General features: G+C 64.9%; 13 protein-coding genes. 8 read left to right on the top strand and 5 right to left on the bottom strand.

The window, feature by feature from the left end:
• Positions 1-84: 84 nt before the first annotated feature.
• A complete protein-coding gene (gbcA, locus tag JFY56_RS12585) occupies positions 85-1,374 on the bottom strand; it encodes a glycine-betaine demethylase subunit GbcA (RefSeq protein ID WP_208314092.1) in 1,290 nt (429 codons plus the stop codon).
• A 325-nt stretch (positions 1,375-1,699) separates the two neighbouring features.
• On the opposite strand from gbcA, the gene gbcB reads away from it, so the two are divergent.
• On the top strand, positions 1,700-2,803 hold the full coding sequence (gbcB, locus tag JFY56_RS12580) for a glycine-betaine demethylase subunit GbcB (RefSeq protein WP_208314091.1): 1,104 nt from the start codon (positions 1,700-1,702) through the stop codon (positions 2,801-2,803).
• Between the two features lie 205 nt (positions 2,804-3,008).
• On the opposite strand, the gene fusA is transcribed toward gbcB, so the two are convergent.
• The 4 genes from fusA to JFY56_RS12560 form a co-directional block, all read right to left on the bottom strand.
• The gene (gene fusA / locus JFY56_RS12575; protein WP_208314090.1) at positions 3,009-5,057 is read right to left on the bottom strand and encodes an elongation factor G; all 2,049 of its coding nucleotides are present in this window, start codon (positions 5,055-5,057) and stop codon (positions 3,009-3,011) included.
• Positions 5,058-6,644: 1,587 nt separating this feature from the next.
• A complete protein-coding gene (locus JFY56_RS12570; RefSeq protein ID WP_208314089.1) occupies positions 6,645-7,694 on the bottom strand; it encodes a threonine aldolase family protein in 1,050 nt (349 codons plus the stop codon).
• A gap of 82 nt (positions 7,695-7,776) precedes the next feature.
• Positions 7,777-8,202, bottom strand: coding sequence for a hypothetical protein (locus JFY56_RS12565; RefSeq protein ID WP_236032574.1), 426 nt, complete (start codon positions 8,200-8,202; stop codon positions 7,777-7,779).
• A gap of 110 nt (positions 8,203-8,312) precedes the next feature.
• Positions 8,313-8,984: a hypothetical protein gene (locus tag JFY56_RS12560; RefSeq protein WP_208314088.1), complete on the bottom strand. Its 672-nt coding sequence runs from the start codon at positions 8,982-8,984 to the stop codon at positions 8,313-8,315.
• A 285-nt stretch (positions 8,985-9,269) separates the two neighbouring features.
• On the opposite strand from JFY56_RS12560, the gene JFY56_RS12555 reads away from it, so the two are divergent.
• From JFY56_RS12555 to JFY56_RS12525, 7 genes are all read left to right on the top strand, one after another.
• Positions 9,270-9,662, top strand: coding sequence for a type 1 glutamine amidotransferase family protein (locus tag JFY56_RS12555; RefSeq protein WP_208314087.1), 393 nt, complete (start codon positions 9,270-9,272; stop codon positions 9,660-9,662).
• Positions 9,663-9,882: 220 nt separating this feature from the next.
• Complete coding sequence (locus tag JFY56_RS12550) at positions 9,883-10,179, top strand: hypothetical protein (RefSeq protein WP_208314086.1); 297 nt, start codon at positions 9,883-9,885, stop codon at positions 10,177-10,179.
• Between the two features lie 257 nt (positions 10,180-10,436).
• Positions 10,437-11,648: a M24 family metallopeptidase gene (locus JFY56_RS12545; protein ID WP_208314085.1), complete on the top strand. Its 1,212-nt coding sequence runs from the start codon at positions 10,437-10,439 to the stop codon at positions 11,646-11,648.
• A gap of 298 nt (positions 11,649-11,946) precedes the next feature.
• The gene (locus JFY56_RS12540) at positions 11,947-13,287 is read left to right on the top strand and encodes an MFS transporter (RefSeq protein WP_208314084.1); all 1,341 of its coding nucleotides are present in this window, start codon (positions 11,947-11,949) and stop codon (positions 13,285-13,287) included.
• Between the two features lie 284 nt (positions 13,288-13,571).
• Positions 13,572-14,699 (top strand): extracellular solute-binding protein, encoded by a 1,128-nt coding sequence (locus tag JFY56_RS12535; protein ID WP_208314083.1) that lies wholly within the window; start codon positions 13,572-13,574, stop codon positions 14,697-14,699.
• 13 nt (positions 14,700-14,712) lie between these two features.
• Entirely contained in the window at positions 14,713-15,618 is a 906-nt protein-coding gene (locus JFY56_RS12530) for an ABC transporter permease (RefSeq protein WP_208314082.1), read from the top strand.
• A complete protein-coding gene (locus JFY56_RS12525; RefSeq protein ID WP_208314081.1) occupies positions 15,615-16,406 on the top strand; it encodes an ABC transporter permease in 792 nt (263 codons plus the stop codon). Before JFY56_RS12530 ends, JFY56_RS12525 begins: the two co-directional genes overlap by 4 nt.
• The last annotated feature ends 24 nt before the right edge of the window (positions 16,407-16,430 follow it).

The raw sequence follows: 16,430 nt of genomic DNA, 5'->3' as shown, positions 1-16,430 counted from the left end.
CGGAGCTGCCGTAGAAGAGAAGGTTGTCCATGCGGGCACCCTCGGAAAGCGGAAGGCGCCCTCGCAAGGAGGGCGCCTGGGGGCTTACTCGCCGGCCACCTTGCGCACGTGGGCGGATTCTTCGCCCAGGTTGTTCAGCATGCGCTCGCTGTACCAGTCGAGGAAGTTGATCACGCCGAACTCGTAGGTCTTCGAGTACGGCCCCGGCTGGTAGGCGGTGGAGTTGATGCCGCGCTGGTTTTCCTCGGCCAGGCGGCGGTCCTGGTCGTTGGTGGCGTCCCACACCTCGCGCAGGCGCGCCACATCGTAGTCGACGCCTTCCACCGCGTCCTTGTGCACCAGCCACTTGGTGGTCACCACGGTTTCCTGCGCGCTGATCGGCCACACGGTGAAGACGATCATGTGGTCGCCCATGCAGTGGTTCCACGAATGCGGCAGGTGGAGGATGCGCATGGAGCCGAGGTCCGGATTCTTGATGCGGCCCATCAGCTTCTTGCTGCCCTGCTTGCCGTCCATGGTCATCGACACGGTGCCGTCGAGCAGCGGCATGCGCACGATACGGTTGCGCAGGCCGAAGCTGGCGTGGGCGTAGGGGATCTTCTCCGCGTCCCAGGCGGCGGTGCAGGCGGCGACCTGGTCCTTGAACGCCTGGCTGGCGCGCGGGTCGGTGACGTCGTCCCATTCCAGCAGGGTCTTCAGCAGTTCCGGGTGCGAACCGTTGCAGTGGTAGCACTCGCGGTTGTTTTCCAGCACCAGCTTCCAGTTGGCCTTTTCGCGCAGGGTGGTCTGCACGGCGACCTTGGCGTTCTCCATGTCGTACGGCTCCATGTAGTGTTCGAGCGTACGCAGGAAGTCGTCGATGGCCGGCAGGTTCTCGGCCAGCGAGATGAAGATGTAGCCGCCGGCGGTCTTCACGTTCACCGGCTTGAGGCTGTAGTCCTTCATGTCGAAGTCGGCGCCCATCTCGGTGCCGGCGAAAAGCAGGCGGCCGTCCAGTTCGTAGGTCCACTGGTGGTACGGGCAGACCAGCTTGGCGACCTTGCCCTTGTCGCTCACGCAGAGGCGCGAGCCACGGTGGCGGCAGACGTTGTGGAAGGCGTGGATCTGGCCTTCGGCGCCGCGCAGGACGATGACTGGGTTGTCGCCGATCTGCAGCGTGAGGAAGTTGCCCTTGGCGGGGATCTCGCAGGTCATGCCGGCGATCAGCCACTCCTTCCGGAAGATCTCCTGCATGTCGATCTGGAACAGGCGCTCGTCGCTGTAGAACGGCTGCGGCAGCGAGAAGGAGTGGTCGCGGGTGCGCAGCATCTCGGCGGTGGCCTTGCGGGCCGGTTCCAGCGGATCACCAAGACTCAGGGTAGAAGTGACATCCATCGGTAAGTCCTCATGCCGCAACCGCGCGGGGCTGCCGGCGAAAAAGTGGCTGATACGGTTGCCACGCAAGGCTTGGTGGCGTGCCGAATGCGTCGTCGTTATGCGGTTCTCTGGTTCGGCTGTGGATCAGTGTGGAGCCGTGCCGGGCGACGGCCTTGTCCACGGGCGACATGCCGGCAACCGTGGGCGACGCTCCGGGGCACACGGGGCGCGGCAGGTCGCGATAAGCATGTGGATGTCGCAGGCAGGTAAATGAGCGCTGGCGGTCGTGCGCACAATCGATCAAAAGGCCGGCAACCGGCCCGCGTGCGCGGAGACAATAAAAATGTCCAGCAACTTCCTGAACCCCGTGAACACCCAGACCTGGACCAATGGCCGCCACCTGGTGCGCTGCGTGAAGGCGATCCAGGAGACCTGGGACGTGCGCACCTTCTGCTTTGCAGCCGACCAGCCGCTGATGTTCTTCTTCAAGCCGGGCCAGTTCGTCACCCTGGAACTGGAGATCGACGGCGAGCCGATCATGCGCTCCTACACCATCTCCAGCTCACCGTCGGTGCCCTACAGCTTCTCGCTGACCATCAAGCGCGTGCCGGGCGGCAAGGTCTCCAACTGGATCCACGACAATCTCAAGGAAGGCGACCAGCTGGCGGTGCACGGGCCGGTCGGGCGCTTCAACGCCATCGACTTCCCGGCGGACAAGGTGCTGTACCTCTCCGGCGGCGTCGGCATCACCCCGGTGATGTCCATGGCGCGCTGGTTCTTCGATACCAACGGCGAAGTGGACATGATCTTCGTGCACAGCGCGCGCACGCCGAAGGACATCATCTACCACCGCGAACTGCGCCACATGGCCTCGCGGATCGAGAACTTCAAGCTGCACCTGGTCTGCGAAAAGTACGAGATCGGCGAGACCTGGTCCGGCTATCGCGGCTACCTGAGCAAGCAGATGCTCGACCTGATGGCGCCGGACTTCATGGAGCGCGAGATCTTCTGCTGCGGCCCGACGCCCTACATGAGCGCGGTGAAGCGCCTGCTGGAAGCGGTGGGCTTCGACATGGAGCGCTACCACGAGGAAGCCTTCGGCCCGACGCCGCCGGAAATCCGCGAGGAAGTGCGGGACCAGGCGGCGGAAGCCGCAGCGCAGGCCGCCGAGGTGTGCGCCGGCGACCTGCACGAGGTGATGTTCAGCGAAACCGGCAAGAGCGTGCGCGTCGCCCCCGGCGAAACCGTCCACACCGCCGCCGCCAAGGTCGGCCTGCATATTCCCAAGGCCTGCGGCATGGGCATCTGCGGCACCTGCAAGGTGATGAAGCGCTCCGGCGAGGTGGAGATGGAGCACAACGGCGGCATCACCGACGAGGACGTGGCCGAGGGTTACATCCTGTCGTGCTGCAGCGTGCCGAAAGGGGATGTGGTGATCGAGTATTGATTACGGGGCACCCTCACCCCAGCCCTCTCCCAGAGGGAGAGGGGGCATATCGGCATGGGCATGAACGCATCCCCTCTCCCTCCGGGAGAGGGTTAGGGTGAGGGCAACAGGCAGCTCAGTTACGCAGGGCGGGTGAAACCCGCCAAATCGTTGTCTATCTGGCGGGTTTCACCCGCCCTACCGTCATGGTTCCCCCTGCCAGTCCTCAATCCTCCTCCTGCACCGCCTTGTACCCGCTCGCCAGCTTCTGCTGCACATCCTGCGGCACCGCCGCGTAATGGCTCGGCTCCAGGTTGTAGAAGCCCTGTCCCTGGGTGATCGACTTCAGCCGGTTGGCGTAGCCGTCCAGCTCCGCCAGCGGCACCTGGGCGCGGATCAGCGCGACGCTGGCCGACATCGATTCGGTGCCGAGCACCTGCCCGCGCCGCGTGGTGAGGTCCGACGTGATGTCGCCCATCTTCGCTTCCGGCGTGGTCACCTCGATGTTGACGATCGGCTCCAGCACGATCGCCCCGGCGTTGTGCAGCGCGTCGAGCATGGCCTTGCGTCCGGCGTTCTGGAAAGCGATGTCCTTGGAATCCACCGAGTGGCTCTTGCCGTCGTACACCGTGACCTTCACATCCTCCACCGGGAAGCCGGCCAACGTCCCGGCGGCCAGCGCCGAGCGCACGCCCTTTTCCACCGAAGGGATGAACTGGCCGGGAATCACCCCGCCCTTCACCGCGTCGACGAACTCGAAGCCGGTTCCGCGCGGCAGCGGTTCGAGGCGCAGGAACACCTCGCCGAACTGCCCGGCGCCGCCGGTCTGCTTCTTGTGCCGGCTGTGCCCTTCCGCCGGGCGGGTGGCGGTTTCGCGGTAGGCGATGCTCGGTGGCGTGGTGGTCACTTCCAGCTTGTAGCCGCCGGTCAGGCGCTCCAGCAGGTAGCGCAGGTGCAGCTCGCCCATGCCGCGCAGCACGGTTTCCTGGGTCGCGCCGTTGTAGTCCAGGCGCACGCAGGGGTCTTCCACCAGCAGGCGCTGCAGGACTTCCGCCAGGCGCTGTTCGTCGCCGCGACGGCTGGCCTGGATCGCCATGCCCTGCATCGGCGTGGGGAACTCCAGCGGCTTCAGATGGATATGGTCCTCGTCGTGGGAGTCGTGCAGGACCACGTCGTATTCCACTTCCTCGACCTTGCTCAGGGCGCCGAAGTCGCCGGGGATCAGCTGCGGCACTTCCTCGTACTTCTTGCCCTGCATGCGCAACAGGTGGCCGACCTTGAACGGCTTGCGCCCTTCCCCGGCGAACAGCTGCATCTCGCGGCGGATGGTGCCCTGGTGCACGCGGAACACCGCCATGCGGCCGACGAAGGGGTCGATCGTGACCTTGAACACATGCGCCAGCACATGCGCCTGCGGGTCCGGCGTCGAGCGGAAATCGCGGGTCTTGCCGCTGTCGTCGGTGATATGGAACAGCGGCGGATTGCCCTCGGTGGGATTGGGCGCAAGTCGCGCCAGCACGTCCAGCAGCTCGGGGACCCCGGCGCCGCTACGCGCAGAGACGAAGCACAGTGGAATCAGATGCCCTTCGCGCAGTGCCCGCTCGAAGGGCTCGTGCAACTCCTCCGGGCGGATTTCCCCCTGTTCGAGGTAGCGCGCCATCAGCTCCTCGTCGACCTCCACCACCTGGTCGACCAGCGCCTGGTGTGCGTCCTCCACAGACGAAAAATCCGACGCGCCGGCCGGATTGAAGAAACAATCCACAACCTTGCTGCCGCCGTCGGCCGGCAGGTTGATCGGCAGCACCTCCTTGCCGAACGCCTCGCGCAGGTCGGCGAGCAATCCCGGCAGGTCGATGCGCTCGGCGTCGATCTTGTTCACCACCAGCATGCGACAGAGCTTGCGCTCGCTGGCCCAGGCCATCATCCGGCGGGTGGTCAGCTCGATACCGTTCTGCGCATTGACCACCACCACCGCCGTCTCCACCGCCGCCAGCGCCGGCAGGGCGTGGCCGATGAAGTCGGGGTAGCCGGGGGTGTCGATCAGGTGGATTTCCGCATCCGCATGGCGGAAATGCACCAGCGCGGCGGACAGCGAGTGATGGTAGTCGCGCTCCATCGGGTCGGAGTCGCACAGCGTGTCGCCGCGCTCCAGGGACCCCATCACCGTGATCGCGCCGCTGCCATGCAGGAGCGCCTCCGCCAGCAAGGTCTTGCCGCTGTCGCCGTGGCCGACCAGGGCAACCGTACGAATCTGTTCGACCGAATAGCTCGACATGTGCACCTCCCACTTCCAGGATTTCCGAAGTATAGGCAGTGCATCCGGGGCGGCCTGAGCAAAACTTCACCACTCCACCCAAGGCCGCGCCAGCCCTGCCATGCAGAGTTGTAAGAACAGATTATCCACAGCTTGCGGGCACCTTCGCCCACAGTCATTGGGGACAGTTCTGAGACATTCTCCGAGCCTTCCGGTGGAAGCTTGAAAAGCCCATGGCGCCTGGCCTGTGGGCAAATTATCGAACAAAATTCGATCAGCCCTCGCGAACCCTTGCCACTCCTGCCAGACAGGGTTCCGCAAACAAGTTATCCACATTCTCCTCAACAGCTTTCGGGGACAGTCCGCAGGCTGTGGAGCAAAAATTCACCAGTTCCGTACAGGCCACGGATCGCGTGGCCTGCGGACAACTGTGCACAGTCTGATGACAGGCAGCGCACAGCGGCTTCAACAGTTATTGGGGAAAGTCGCCGGGCGGGACGTTGCCGAGCGAGCCGTAGGTTGGTGCTGAGCGAAGCGAAGCCCAACGGTGCCATGGCTCGGCAGATGTTGGGCTTCGCTTCGCTCAGCACCAACCTACGGTGGGCATTGCAGCCCGCGATCACCCACAGGGCGTCTGCTACTCCGGTGAATGAGCAAAAAACGATCAGAACCATACAGGCAGCGTCAGCCGTGGCCTGCAGGCTTCCTGCAACAGCTTTTCCACAGCTTGTCTGGAGTTCGCTCCACAGCCGATGTGGACAGTTCACAGGGACTTTCACGCCAGCCTGCAAGCCTTGCCGTACGCAGGATTCGGGTAATTTCTGGATAGAAAGTGAGCAATCGCTTGGGGCGCTCGCCAGGACTGCTCGAGAGCAATCCACACACACGTTTTCCACAGCGCGCTCAACATGTTCCGGGGACAACGAAATGGGCCTGGGACAAAACCTGGACGATTGCCCGCAGCCCCGATTCTGCGCGGGTTGTGGCGATGTGCACACAGACTGGTTACAGGGGGTGCACAGGGGGATCAACAGGTTTTGTGGAAAAGAAGAGCTCCCTCACCCTAACCCTCTCCCAGCGGGAGAGGGGACTGCTCGGAGTTGGTCGATGGCACGGCACCCAGTCCCATGCCGATATGCTCCCTCTCCCTCCGGGAGAGGGTTAGGGTGAGGGGAAAAGACCACTCAGCCCTGTGCAAAACTCCCATCGAACAAAAAACCACCACCCCAGCCAAACCCGCACCAGCCGCGCCTTGCAGCAAAGTACCTACAGCTTCCTGACAGCTTCCCCGGCAAACCACCCACAGCCACTGTGAACAAAATCCACAGCCATGAGCCCTCTCCAGTCCGATCATCCACAGACCGCTGCCACCCCAAACCCTGATCAACAATTGATCATCATGCTGAAAGCCTTGATACACGCCAGACACAGCCACTTATCAACAGACTGTCAACGACACGCTCAACAGTTCACGGGGATAATAAAAACAAAGGCGAACAAAATATCGCCAACAGTCTGAAAGACAGCAATGACGGGGCTTGCATGGAGGTATGCACAGCCTTGCTCAAGGCTGTGCACGAGGTTTTCAACAGATTCCGTGGAAAACAATCAACGGGGCGCGCCCATCACCTCGCGGATATCCCGCGCCAGTGCCTCTACACGGGCGATATCGGTGTCCCAGGAACACATGAAGCGCGCGCCGCCGGCGCCGATGAAAGTATAGAAGCGCCAGCCGCGCTGACGCAGCGCTTCCAGCGCCGGTTCGGACATCTGCAGGAACACGCCGTTGGCCTCCACCGGGAACATCAGGCTGATGCCCGGCACGTCGGCCACCCGCTCGGCGAGCAGGCGCGCGCAGGCGTTGGCGTGGCCGGCGTAGTGCAGCCAGGCGCCGTCCTGCAATATGCCGACCCACGGCGCGGCCAGATAGCGCATCTTCGAAGCCAGTTGGCCGGCCTGCTTGCAGCGATAGTCGAAGCCCTCGGCCAGGTCGCGGTTGAAGAACAGGATCGCCTCGCCCACCGCCATGCCGTTCTTGGTGCCGCCGAAGCACAGCACTTCCACCCCGGATTTCCAGGTCAGCTCGGCCGGCGAGGCGTCGAGGAAGGCGCAGGCGTTGGAGAAACGCGCGCCGTCCATGTGCAGGTGCAGGCCGAGTTCTCCACAGGTCTCGCTGATCGCACGCAGTTCGTCCGGTCGGTAGACGGTGCCGACCTCGGTGGCCTGGGTGATGGTCACCACGCGCGCCTTCGGGTAGTGGATGTCCTGGCGCTTCTGGGCGATCTCGCGGATCGCCTGCGGGGTCAGTTTGCCCTCGGCGTCGGTCTTCGCCAGCAGGAGCTTGGAGCCGTTGGAGAAGAATTCCGGCGCGCCGCATTCGTCGGTCTCGACGTGGGCGGTCTCGGCGCAGATCACGCTGTGGTAGCTCTGGCACAGCGAGGCCAGCGCCAGCGAGTTGGCCGCGGTGCCGTTGAAGGCGAAGAACACTTCGCAGTCGGTCTCGAACAGGTCGCGGAAGTAATCCGCAGCGCGGGCGGTCCACTGGTCGTCGCCGTAGGCCCGCTCGTGCCCCTGGTTGGCCTCGGCCATCGCGGCCCAGGCCTCCGGGCAGATTCCGGAGTAGTTGTCGCTGGCGAACTGCTGGGTGTTGTCGGTCATGAATGCTGCCTCTGGAACAGAAAAATCCACAGAGGAGCGTAGCGAAATCACGGCTGCCGGGGCAGCTGCCGTGACGGTTGGATCATTCGGATTGCTCGAGATAGTCGCTGAGGAAGTGCTGGGCGTTGCCGTTGCTCGACAGTGTCGCGTCGTAATGCAGCGGGTGTCCCTGCTGCTCTCCCGGGAGATACAGCTCGCCGCTGGAACCGCGCAAGGTCAGGGCCACGAACGGCTTGCCCGCCACCGGCAATGTGTAATGCGCCTCGTCCTGCACGCCCTGCACATCCATCTTCTGGATCTGCCGATCCCAGGCGTGGGCGACACCGGTGACCTGCACCAGCGCCTGCTGCGCCGAGCGCGGGCCGAAGCGGACCACCCAGACGTTCAGGCCCTGCCCGTCGCTGTACGCCTTGACCTGCGCGCCAACCGCGGGGCGGCTGTCGGCCTGCACGCAGACCGACAGCATCATTGCCAGCAATGTCGCCGCCATCCATCCCAGAGCTTTCATCCGAGCAACCTCCCAGTGGCGCCTGCGATTCGCAAGCAACCAGATTCTCCGAGGAAGCGCCGGATTTAACTGTCAGACAGCAGCCAATCTCTTGTCAGATAAATCCAATTTCAGCGCAGTTCGCCCAGCTTCATCTGCTCGACGAACGGCATCAGCAGCTTGCGCGCGGCCAGCGCATCGCGACCGAACGGCTGGTCGTGGCTGAGCAGGTTGAGCACGTAGCGCTCCTTGAGCAACCCGGTGAGGTTGGCGCTGGGAGCGGCCTCGTCGGCCGGCGCGACGATGATCGCCAGCGGCTCGCCGCTGCTGGTTTTCTCGATCAGCGGCAGGTACGACTCGCCGCCGAACTGCTGGGCGGTGCCGTTCTGCAGCGCCTTCTCACGGGTGGATTGCAGCAGTTCGACGTTGCGGCGGGTCATGTCGCGTACCTGGGCCTGGGTGCTCCGGTAGCTGTCGGCCACCCCGCTCTGCTCGCCGCCTTCCGGCGCTGGCATGCCGGTATCGGTCAGGCTCAGCTCCAGGCGCTGGCTGCCATCGGCCTTGCCGTACACCGCGCTGGCGTCGTTGTAGCCGCAGCTGCGCGAGAGGAATTCGTAGCCGTTGATGCTGGTCGCCGGCGGCAGCGCCTTGGCCAGGGTGCTGTCGGCGCAGGGATCGACCGGCGCGACAGCGGCTTCGGCAGGCGCGCTGTCGGCGACCTTGGCCGGCTTGGATTCTTCGCCGCAACCGCTCAGCAGGGCGGCCAGCAGCAGGGCGGAAAGGGGGATCAGGGAGCGTTTCATGGCGTCCTCGCATATCGAAGAGGCGCAGTCTAGCCGCTGCGCCAGCGTCTTGGCAGATGGCAAGGTGCCCACTTTCCTTGGGGCAAAGTGGTGGCCAGGTACATTTTCAGGTCGGCGACAGACAGATTCCCTTCATCGCGGACATGGACAATCGACGCCAGGCAGAGCGTTTTCCGCGGAGATCGGCATGGCTATCAGTGTGTTCGACCTGTTCAAGATCGGTATCGAGGGAAACCTCGCACGGCGGTCTCACGGTCAGCCTCATCGAGTGTTGAGGAGAACACCATGACCCACTTCGAACGCGCCCCGCTCGCCGTCGAGCTCCTCATCCAGGACTACTTCGACCTGCTGGCCTTCGCCCGCACCATGGAATCGCTGCGGCTGGCCAACCAGCTCGCCGGCCGTGCCTTGTTCCGCTGGTCCACCCTGTCCCGCGACAGCGCCCCGGTGCGCGCCAGCAACGGCATGCGCATCACCCCGGACGGCGCACTGCCGACGACGCCCACGGCCGACCTGCTGATCCTCTGCGACGCCACCGGCAGCCGCCCGGCGGACCACACCCAGGGCTCGAACATCCTCGAAGCCCTGCTGCGCCTGATCGCCCGGCATGACGGCGATACGCTGGCCGGCGAGGTTGGCGCGGCGCTGGGGCAAGGCCAGGCGGCACAACTGCACTGAACCACCGACGATTCGACACCCCTTCAGGCCCGCACGTGTCGGCAGCACGTTCCGGGCCTGTTTTTTATTGGCGAGAGCATCGCGTAGGGCGGGTGCAACCCGCCAATGCGCCATGGCGGGTTGCACCCGCCCTACTCTTCGCGGCCCCCGCATCGCGCGAACCGGGACGACTACGCTTAGATGACTTTCCGTCGCTTCGCCCCTTGCCCGAGGACCCGCCATGAAGAAATCCGCAATCGCCGCCCTTCTGCTGACAACCGGTGCGGTTCATGCCGAAGGCATCCCCATGCTCAACTATGACTGCCCGGGCAACATCGCCGTGCATGCGGAAGGCGAGTCGGTCCATATCAACGGCAAGGAAGCCAGGACCAGGAAGGTCAACGACAAGTACTTCGAGGCCAAGGGCGAAGGCGTGACCATCTCGATCAGCATCAACGAGGACGAGACGGTCTCGGTTTCCTACACCGGCAAGGGCGGCGCCAATGGCATCTGCCAGTCATCCGAGGCCGAGGAATAGCGGCACCACTTCATCGCGGGCATGGCCCGCCGTAGAACGAGCCCCTGTAGGAGCGAGCTCTGCTCGCGAAGCTTTTGCGGGGCCGATGTTCGCGAGCAGAGCTCGCTCCTACGGAAAAGCCATTCCCGCCAGCAGCGCTTCCGTCCAACTTCGGGTCGGAAACGTACAAAAACCCGCCTGAACCTTCTGTTGCAATGCATCCAACGACCCGCCACTTCCGGCGCGTCGATCGACAAGAACGATCGAGGATGCACGCGATGCAAATGCCCCAGACGCTCAGGATTCGCAACGGCCAGAAAGTCCAGCCGACCTTCTCCGCCCAGGAGTACGCCAACCGCCAGGCCAGGCTGCGCGCCTACATGGCCGAGGCGAACGTGGATGCGGCGGTGTTCACCTCGTACCACAACATCAACTACTACTCCGACTTCCTGTTCTGCTCCTTCGGCCGCCCCTACGCGCTGGTGGTGACCCAGGACGACGCCGTGACCATCAGCGCCAACATCGACGGCGGCCAGCCGTGGCGCCGCACCGTGGGCACGGACAACATCGTCTACACCGACTGGCAGCGCGACAACTACTTCGTCGCCATCCAGCAGGCGCTGCCGAAGGCCGGGCGCATCGGCATCGAGTTCGATCACCTGAACCTGCAGAACCGCGACAAGCTGGCCGCCCGCTACCCGAATGCCGAGCTGGTGGATATAGCCGCGCCGTGCATGCGCATGCGCATGATCAAGTCCGCCGAGGAGCACGTGATGATCCGCCATGGCGCGCGCATCGCCGATATCGGCGGGGCCGCGGTGGTCGAGGCGCTGCGTGACCAGGTGCCGGAGTACGAAGTCGCGCTGCACGCCACCCAGGCGATGGTCCGCGAGATCGCCCGGACCTTCCCCGACGTCGAGCTGATGGACACCTGGACCTGGTTCCAGTCCGGCATCAACACCGACGGCGCGCACAACCCGGTGACCACCCGCAAGGTGAACAAGGGCGACATCCTCAGCCTGAACTGCTTCCCGATGATCGCCGGCTACTACACCGCGCTGGAACGCACGCTGTTCCTCGACCACTGCTCCGACGAGCACCTGCGCCTGTGGCAGATCAACGTCGAGGTGCACGAGGCCGGCCTCGAACTGATCAAGCCCGGCGCGCGCTGCAGCGACATCGCCCACGCGCTGAACGAGATCTACCTCAGGCACGACGTGCTGCAGTACCGCACCTTCGGCTACGGCCACTCCTTCGGCACCCTCAGCCACTACTACGGCCGCGAGGCCGGGCTGGAGCTGCGCGAGGACATCGACACCGTGCTGGAGCCGGGCATGGTGGTGTCGATGGAACCGATGATCATGCTGCCGGAAGGCCTGCCGGGCGCCGGTGGCTACCGCGAGCACGACATCCTCATCGTCGGCGAGAGCGGCGCGGAGAACATCACCCGGTTCCCGTACGGGCCGGAGCGCAACATCATCCGCAAGTGACCGCCCCGAGCCGTACGCCCACGCACGTGCGGCTCCTTTTTTCCGGAGAACACCACCACCGCCAGCGGCGGTGCCATGACCGATAACGACACCAACAAGAACGACGCCGCGCCCCGACGTATCCATGCGGCCCTCGATCCACCCGCTGCCGACACGCCATTTCGATAACAACAGAGGTATGGGCAATGGTCACTCACGTATTCCCTCGCGCCGTCCGCGCGCCCGGCATTCCCGACGACACGGGCCGCTACACTGATCCGCACGCACACCCGGCGGCACGCTGCCACGGAGGTGCGCAATGAGCCTCTCCCAGCAACCCCTGGCCTACGGCCAAGCGTCCATGAGCGCGATTTCCGAGGAACGCCGCGTCCTGCGCCGGGCCGCCTCCGCCGCCTTCATGGGCAACTTCGTCGAATGGTTCGACTACGCCGCCTACGGCTATCTGGCGGCGGTCATCGCGGTGGTGTTCTTCCCGCAGACCGACAAGACCACCGGCCTCCTCGCCGCCTTCGCGGTGTTCGCGCTGTCCTTCATCGTCCGCCCCATCGGCGGCATCGTCTGGGGCCATATCGGCGACCGCTTCGGCCGGCGTAACGCCCTCTCGCTGTCGATCCTGATCATGTCCGGCTCGACCTTCTGCATCGCCCTGCTGCCCACCTACGCCCAGGTCGGGCTGGTCGCCCCGGCGCTGTTGCTGGCGATCCGCCTGGTGCAGGGCTTCTCCGCCTCCGGCGAATACGCCGGCGCCGCGGCCTTCCTTGCCGAGTACGCGCCGGAGCGCAAGCGCGGCTTCTACACCTGCCTGGTGCCGGCGAGCACCGCCGCGGGCCTGCTGTTCGGCTCGCTGTTCGCCGCGCAGCTGTATGCCCATCTGGACAGCGAGGCGCTGCACGAATGGGGCTGGCGCCTGCCGTTCCTGCTCGCCGCGCCGCTGGGGCTGATCGGCCGCTACATCCGCCTGCATCTTGCCGACACGCCGAAATTCCGCGAGATGGAAGAAGCCATGGAGAAGAAGGGCGGCGATCACAAGGCGCCGATCCAGCTGCTGCTGACCCGCCACCGCAAGCAGATCCTCGTCGCCATCGGCGCGACCTGCCTGAACGCCGTGGCCTTCTACCTGATCCTCAGCTACATGCCGACCTACCTGTCGGCCGAGATGGGCATGAGCGAAAGCGACTCCTTCCTCGCCTCCACCGTGTCGCTGGCGACCTACATCGGCTTCATCTTCCTGATGGGCAAGCTGTCCGACCGCTTCGGCCGCAAGACCATGCTGGTGGCCGCCTCGCTGCTGTTCCTGGCGCTGACCGTGCCGCTGTTCCAGGCCATCGGCGACAAGGCGTTCGCGACCATCCTGCTGATCCAGATCGGCTTCGGCCTGATGCTGGCGATGAACGACGGCACCCTGCCGTGCTTCCTCGCCGAAATCTTCCCCACCCGCGTGCGCTACAGCGGCTTCGCCTTCAGCTTCAACACGGCAAACGCGCTGTTCGGCGGCACCGCGCCCTTCGTCGCCACCTGGCTGATCAGCCAGACGGGAGACAAGCTGGCACCAGCGTGGTTGCTGGTGGGTGCAGCGGCGGTGGCCTTGGTGGCGATGCTCTGTGTGCGGGAGACGGCGCATAGGCCGATGGAAGACTGAGCGGCGACGCCTTTGCCCGAAGCCTCCCTGGATCCTGCCAACTTCGGGTCGGATTCAGACAAAAACGACACGGCCGCTTTTGCTGCAATGGCCATCAACAGAAGACCGCCTGCAGCTCGCAGCGCCGTCCGCCCGCGCCGGCTCCAGGTGCCACCGATATCCGCCTGATCCAATTCCATGCCTGTCATGCCAGACGCCTGGCGGGCTCTACCCGCACGCCAGGAACAAACGCACGATAGCGAACGACGGCAACAGACCTTTCCACACTGCAGGGGAGAAGAACAATGAAGAAGCGTACCGACCTGTCACGACGCGATTTCCTCATCGGCAGCGGCATCCTCGCCGGCGGCGCCGCGCTGTCCAGCCTGCTGCCGATGCGGAGTGCCAACGCGGCGGAAAAGGAACTGGTGATCCTCGCCTGGGCCGGCCACGCCGAGCCGGACATCGTCGCCGACTTCGAGCGCCAGCACGGGGTCAAGGTTCGCGCCAAGTACTACACCGGCGGCGACAACATGCTCGGGCTGATTTCCCAGTCGCCGCCCGGCACCTTCGACCTGATCCTCTCCGACGCCGAATACGTGCAGCAGCTCAGGGCGGCCGAGTACATCGAGCGTCTCGATCCTGCCGACTACCCGTTCGACGACTTCTTCCCGGAATTCCAGCGCTTCCCCGGCCACTGGGACGGCAACGCGCTGTATTCGGTGCTGATCCGCTTCGGCTTCCTCGGCATCGCCTACAACACCCAGCTGGTGCCTGAATCCAAGGTGCGCAGCTACGACCTGTTCTGGGACGAGGCGCTCAAGGGCAAGGTCGGGCACTTCGACTGGCATCTGCCGAACCTCGGCCAGCTCAGCCTGTACAGCGGCAACAGGCCCCCCTACGACATCGACGCCGCGCACTGGAAGAAGGTGCAGGAGAAGGCAATGAGCCTGCGTCCGCAGGTCGGCGGCTTCTTCGACTACGGTGGCACCTTCTCCTCGCTGAAGAACGGCCAGGTCCACGCCATGTGCGGCATCGGCGACTGGATCACCGGCGTGCTGGAACGCGCTGGGGCGCCCGTGAAGAGCGTGGTGCCGGAGGAAGGCGGCCTGCAGTGGAGCGAGTCCTACTGCATCGCCCGCAAGGCCCGCAGTCCGGAGCTGGCGAAGAAGTTCATCCAGTACATCACCTCGCCGGAAGGCCAGGTGAAGTCCGCGCGTATGCTCGCCTATCCCGCGCTGATCCCCAGCCAGCGCGGCTGGGCGCTGCTCAACCAGGTCGACCCCGCGGAAGCGAAGCGGCAGGGCATGCTGCTCGGCCAGCGCAACGTGATGGACGACATCCGCGAGGGGCGCATCCAGTACCGCCAGTTGCCGATCCAGCAGGGCCTGGAGGAGTGGAACGACTTCTGGTCGGAATACAAGGGCGCCTGAGGAGGCCGCGGCAATGACTCTTCATACTCCCCCTCCGGCCGTCGGTATCGACAGCCCGCCGACCAGCCCCGCCCGCCGGCGCGGCAACGGGCCCTGGTACGGCCTCGGCTTCTCGCTGCCAATGCTGTTCTGGCAGTTGGCGTTCTTCGTCTTCCCGCTGGCGTTCCTGGTCGCCATCAGCTTCTGGGTGGTGCGCAACTTCCGCATGCTGCCGGCTTTCGAGTGGCTGAACTGGAGCTACGTGCTTAGCCGCGGCTACTTCTGGGACGCCTACCTGCACACTTTGGCGATGGCCGCCGGGGCGACGCTGCTGGTCAGCCTGGTGGCCTTCCCCTGCGCCTACGCCATCGCCTTCAAGCTCCGCACCTCGGCCCGGCAACTGGCGATCCTCCTGCTGATCACGCCGTTCTTCACCAGCTACCTGGTGCGCACCTACTCCTGGCAGGTATTCCTCGCCGACAACGGCATCCTCAACGCCCTGCTCGGCCAGCTCGGCATCAGCGCGCTGCCGATGCTGAACAGTGTGTTCGGCACCTATGTCGGCTACTTCACCCTGTGCCTGCCGCTGGTGGTGGTGCTGCAGTTGCTGAGCCTGATGTACATGGACCGCGCGCTGGTCGAGGCGGCGCACAACCTCGGCTGCGGCCGCCTGCGCACGGTGCTGCAGGTGGTGGTGCCGTCGGCGCGGGTGGGCATCGTGGTGGCGGCGCTGTTCTGCTTCATCCTCACCTTCGGCGACTTCGTCAGCCCGCTGTACCTGGGCGGCGGCCAGCCACCGACTCTCAGCACCCTGATCGCCGACACCACCAAGGCCGGCCAGCAATGGCCGCGCGCGGCGGTGATCGCCACGATGATGATCGTCACCCTGTTACTGGTGGCCTTCGCCGCGGTCCGCTTCGCCTACCGGAGGCGCGCATGAACGAGCATCGCCTGATCAACTTCCTGCTGCGCGGCTACGTGGGTCTGGTGTTCCTCTTCGTGTTCACCCCGATCCTCGGCAGCTTCGTCTTCTCCTTCAACGCGGATCGCTTCCCGTCGCTGCCGCTGGGCGGCTTCAGCCTGCACTGGTACCAGATCATCGCCGGCGATCCAGCAGTATGGCAGGCGTTCCGCAACAGCCTGAAGGTGGCCGTGGTGGTGTCGCTGATGTCGACCTTCCTCGGCTTCACCGCGGCCTACACCGACTACCGCTACCACTTCTTCGGCAAGCCGGTGTACATGGCTCTCGCCCTGCTGCCGCCGACTATCCCGGTGGTGATCATGGGGCTGGCGATGCTGGCGTTCCTCTCCCGCGTCGGCCTGTCCGGCGAAATCCACGCGGTGGTGATCGCCCACATCGTGATGTGCGCGCCGTTCGCCATGGCCGTGATCCGCATGCGCCTAGCGCAAATGGACCCGGTCCTCGAAGCCGCTGCCTGGAACCTTGGCGCCAGCCAGTGGAAGGCTATGCGCCATGTGATCCTGCCGTTCACCGCACCGAGCATCTTCGCCGCGATGCTGGTGACCATGGCGGTGTCGTTCGACGAGTTCGCCGTCGCCTGGTTCGTCTCCGGCCTCAACGAGACGGTGCCGGTGCGCATCCTCAACACCCTGCAGGGCCAGGTCAGCCCGACTATCAACGCCATCGGCTCACTGGTGTTCGTCACCAGCATGCTGCTGGTGATTCTCGCGCAACTGCTGCTGATGCGCCGGCGCAAGCCGGCCTGAGCCGCATAACCACTCGAATCGCAG

The sequence above is a fragment of the Pseudomonas schmalbachii genome, assembly GCF_017589465.1.
Lineage (GTDB): Bacteria > Pseudomonadota > Gammaproteobacteria > Pseudomonadales > Pseudomonadaceae > Pseudomonas > Pseudomonas schmalbachii.
The sequence above is the reverse complement of the archived record's forward strand: the minus strand, read 5'-3'. Positions and strand labels throughout refer to the sequence as shown.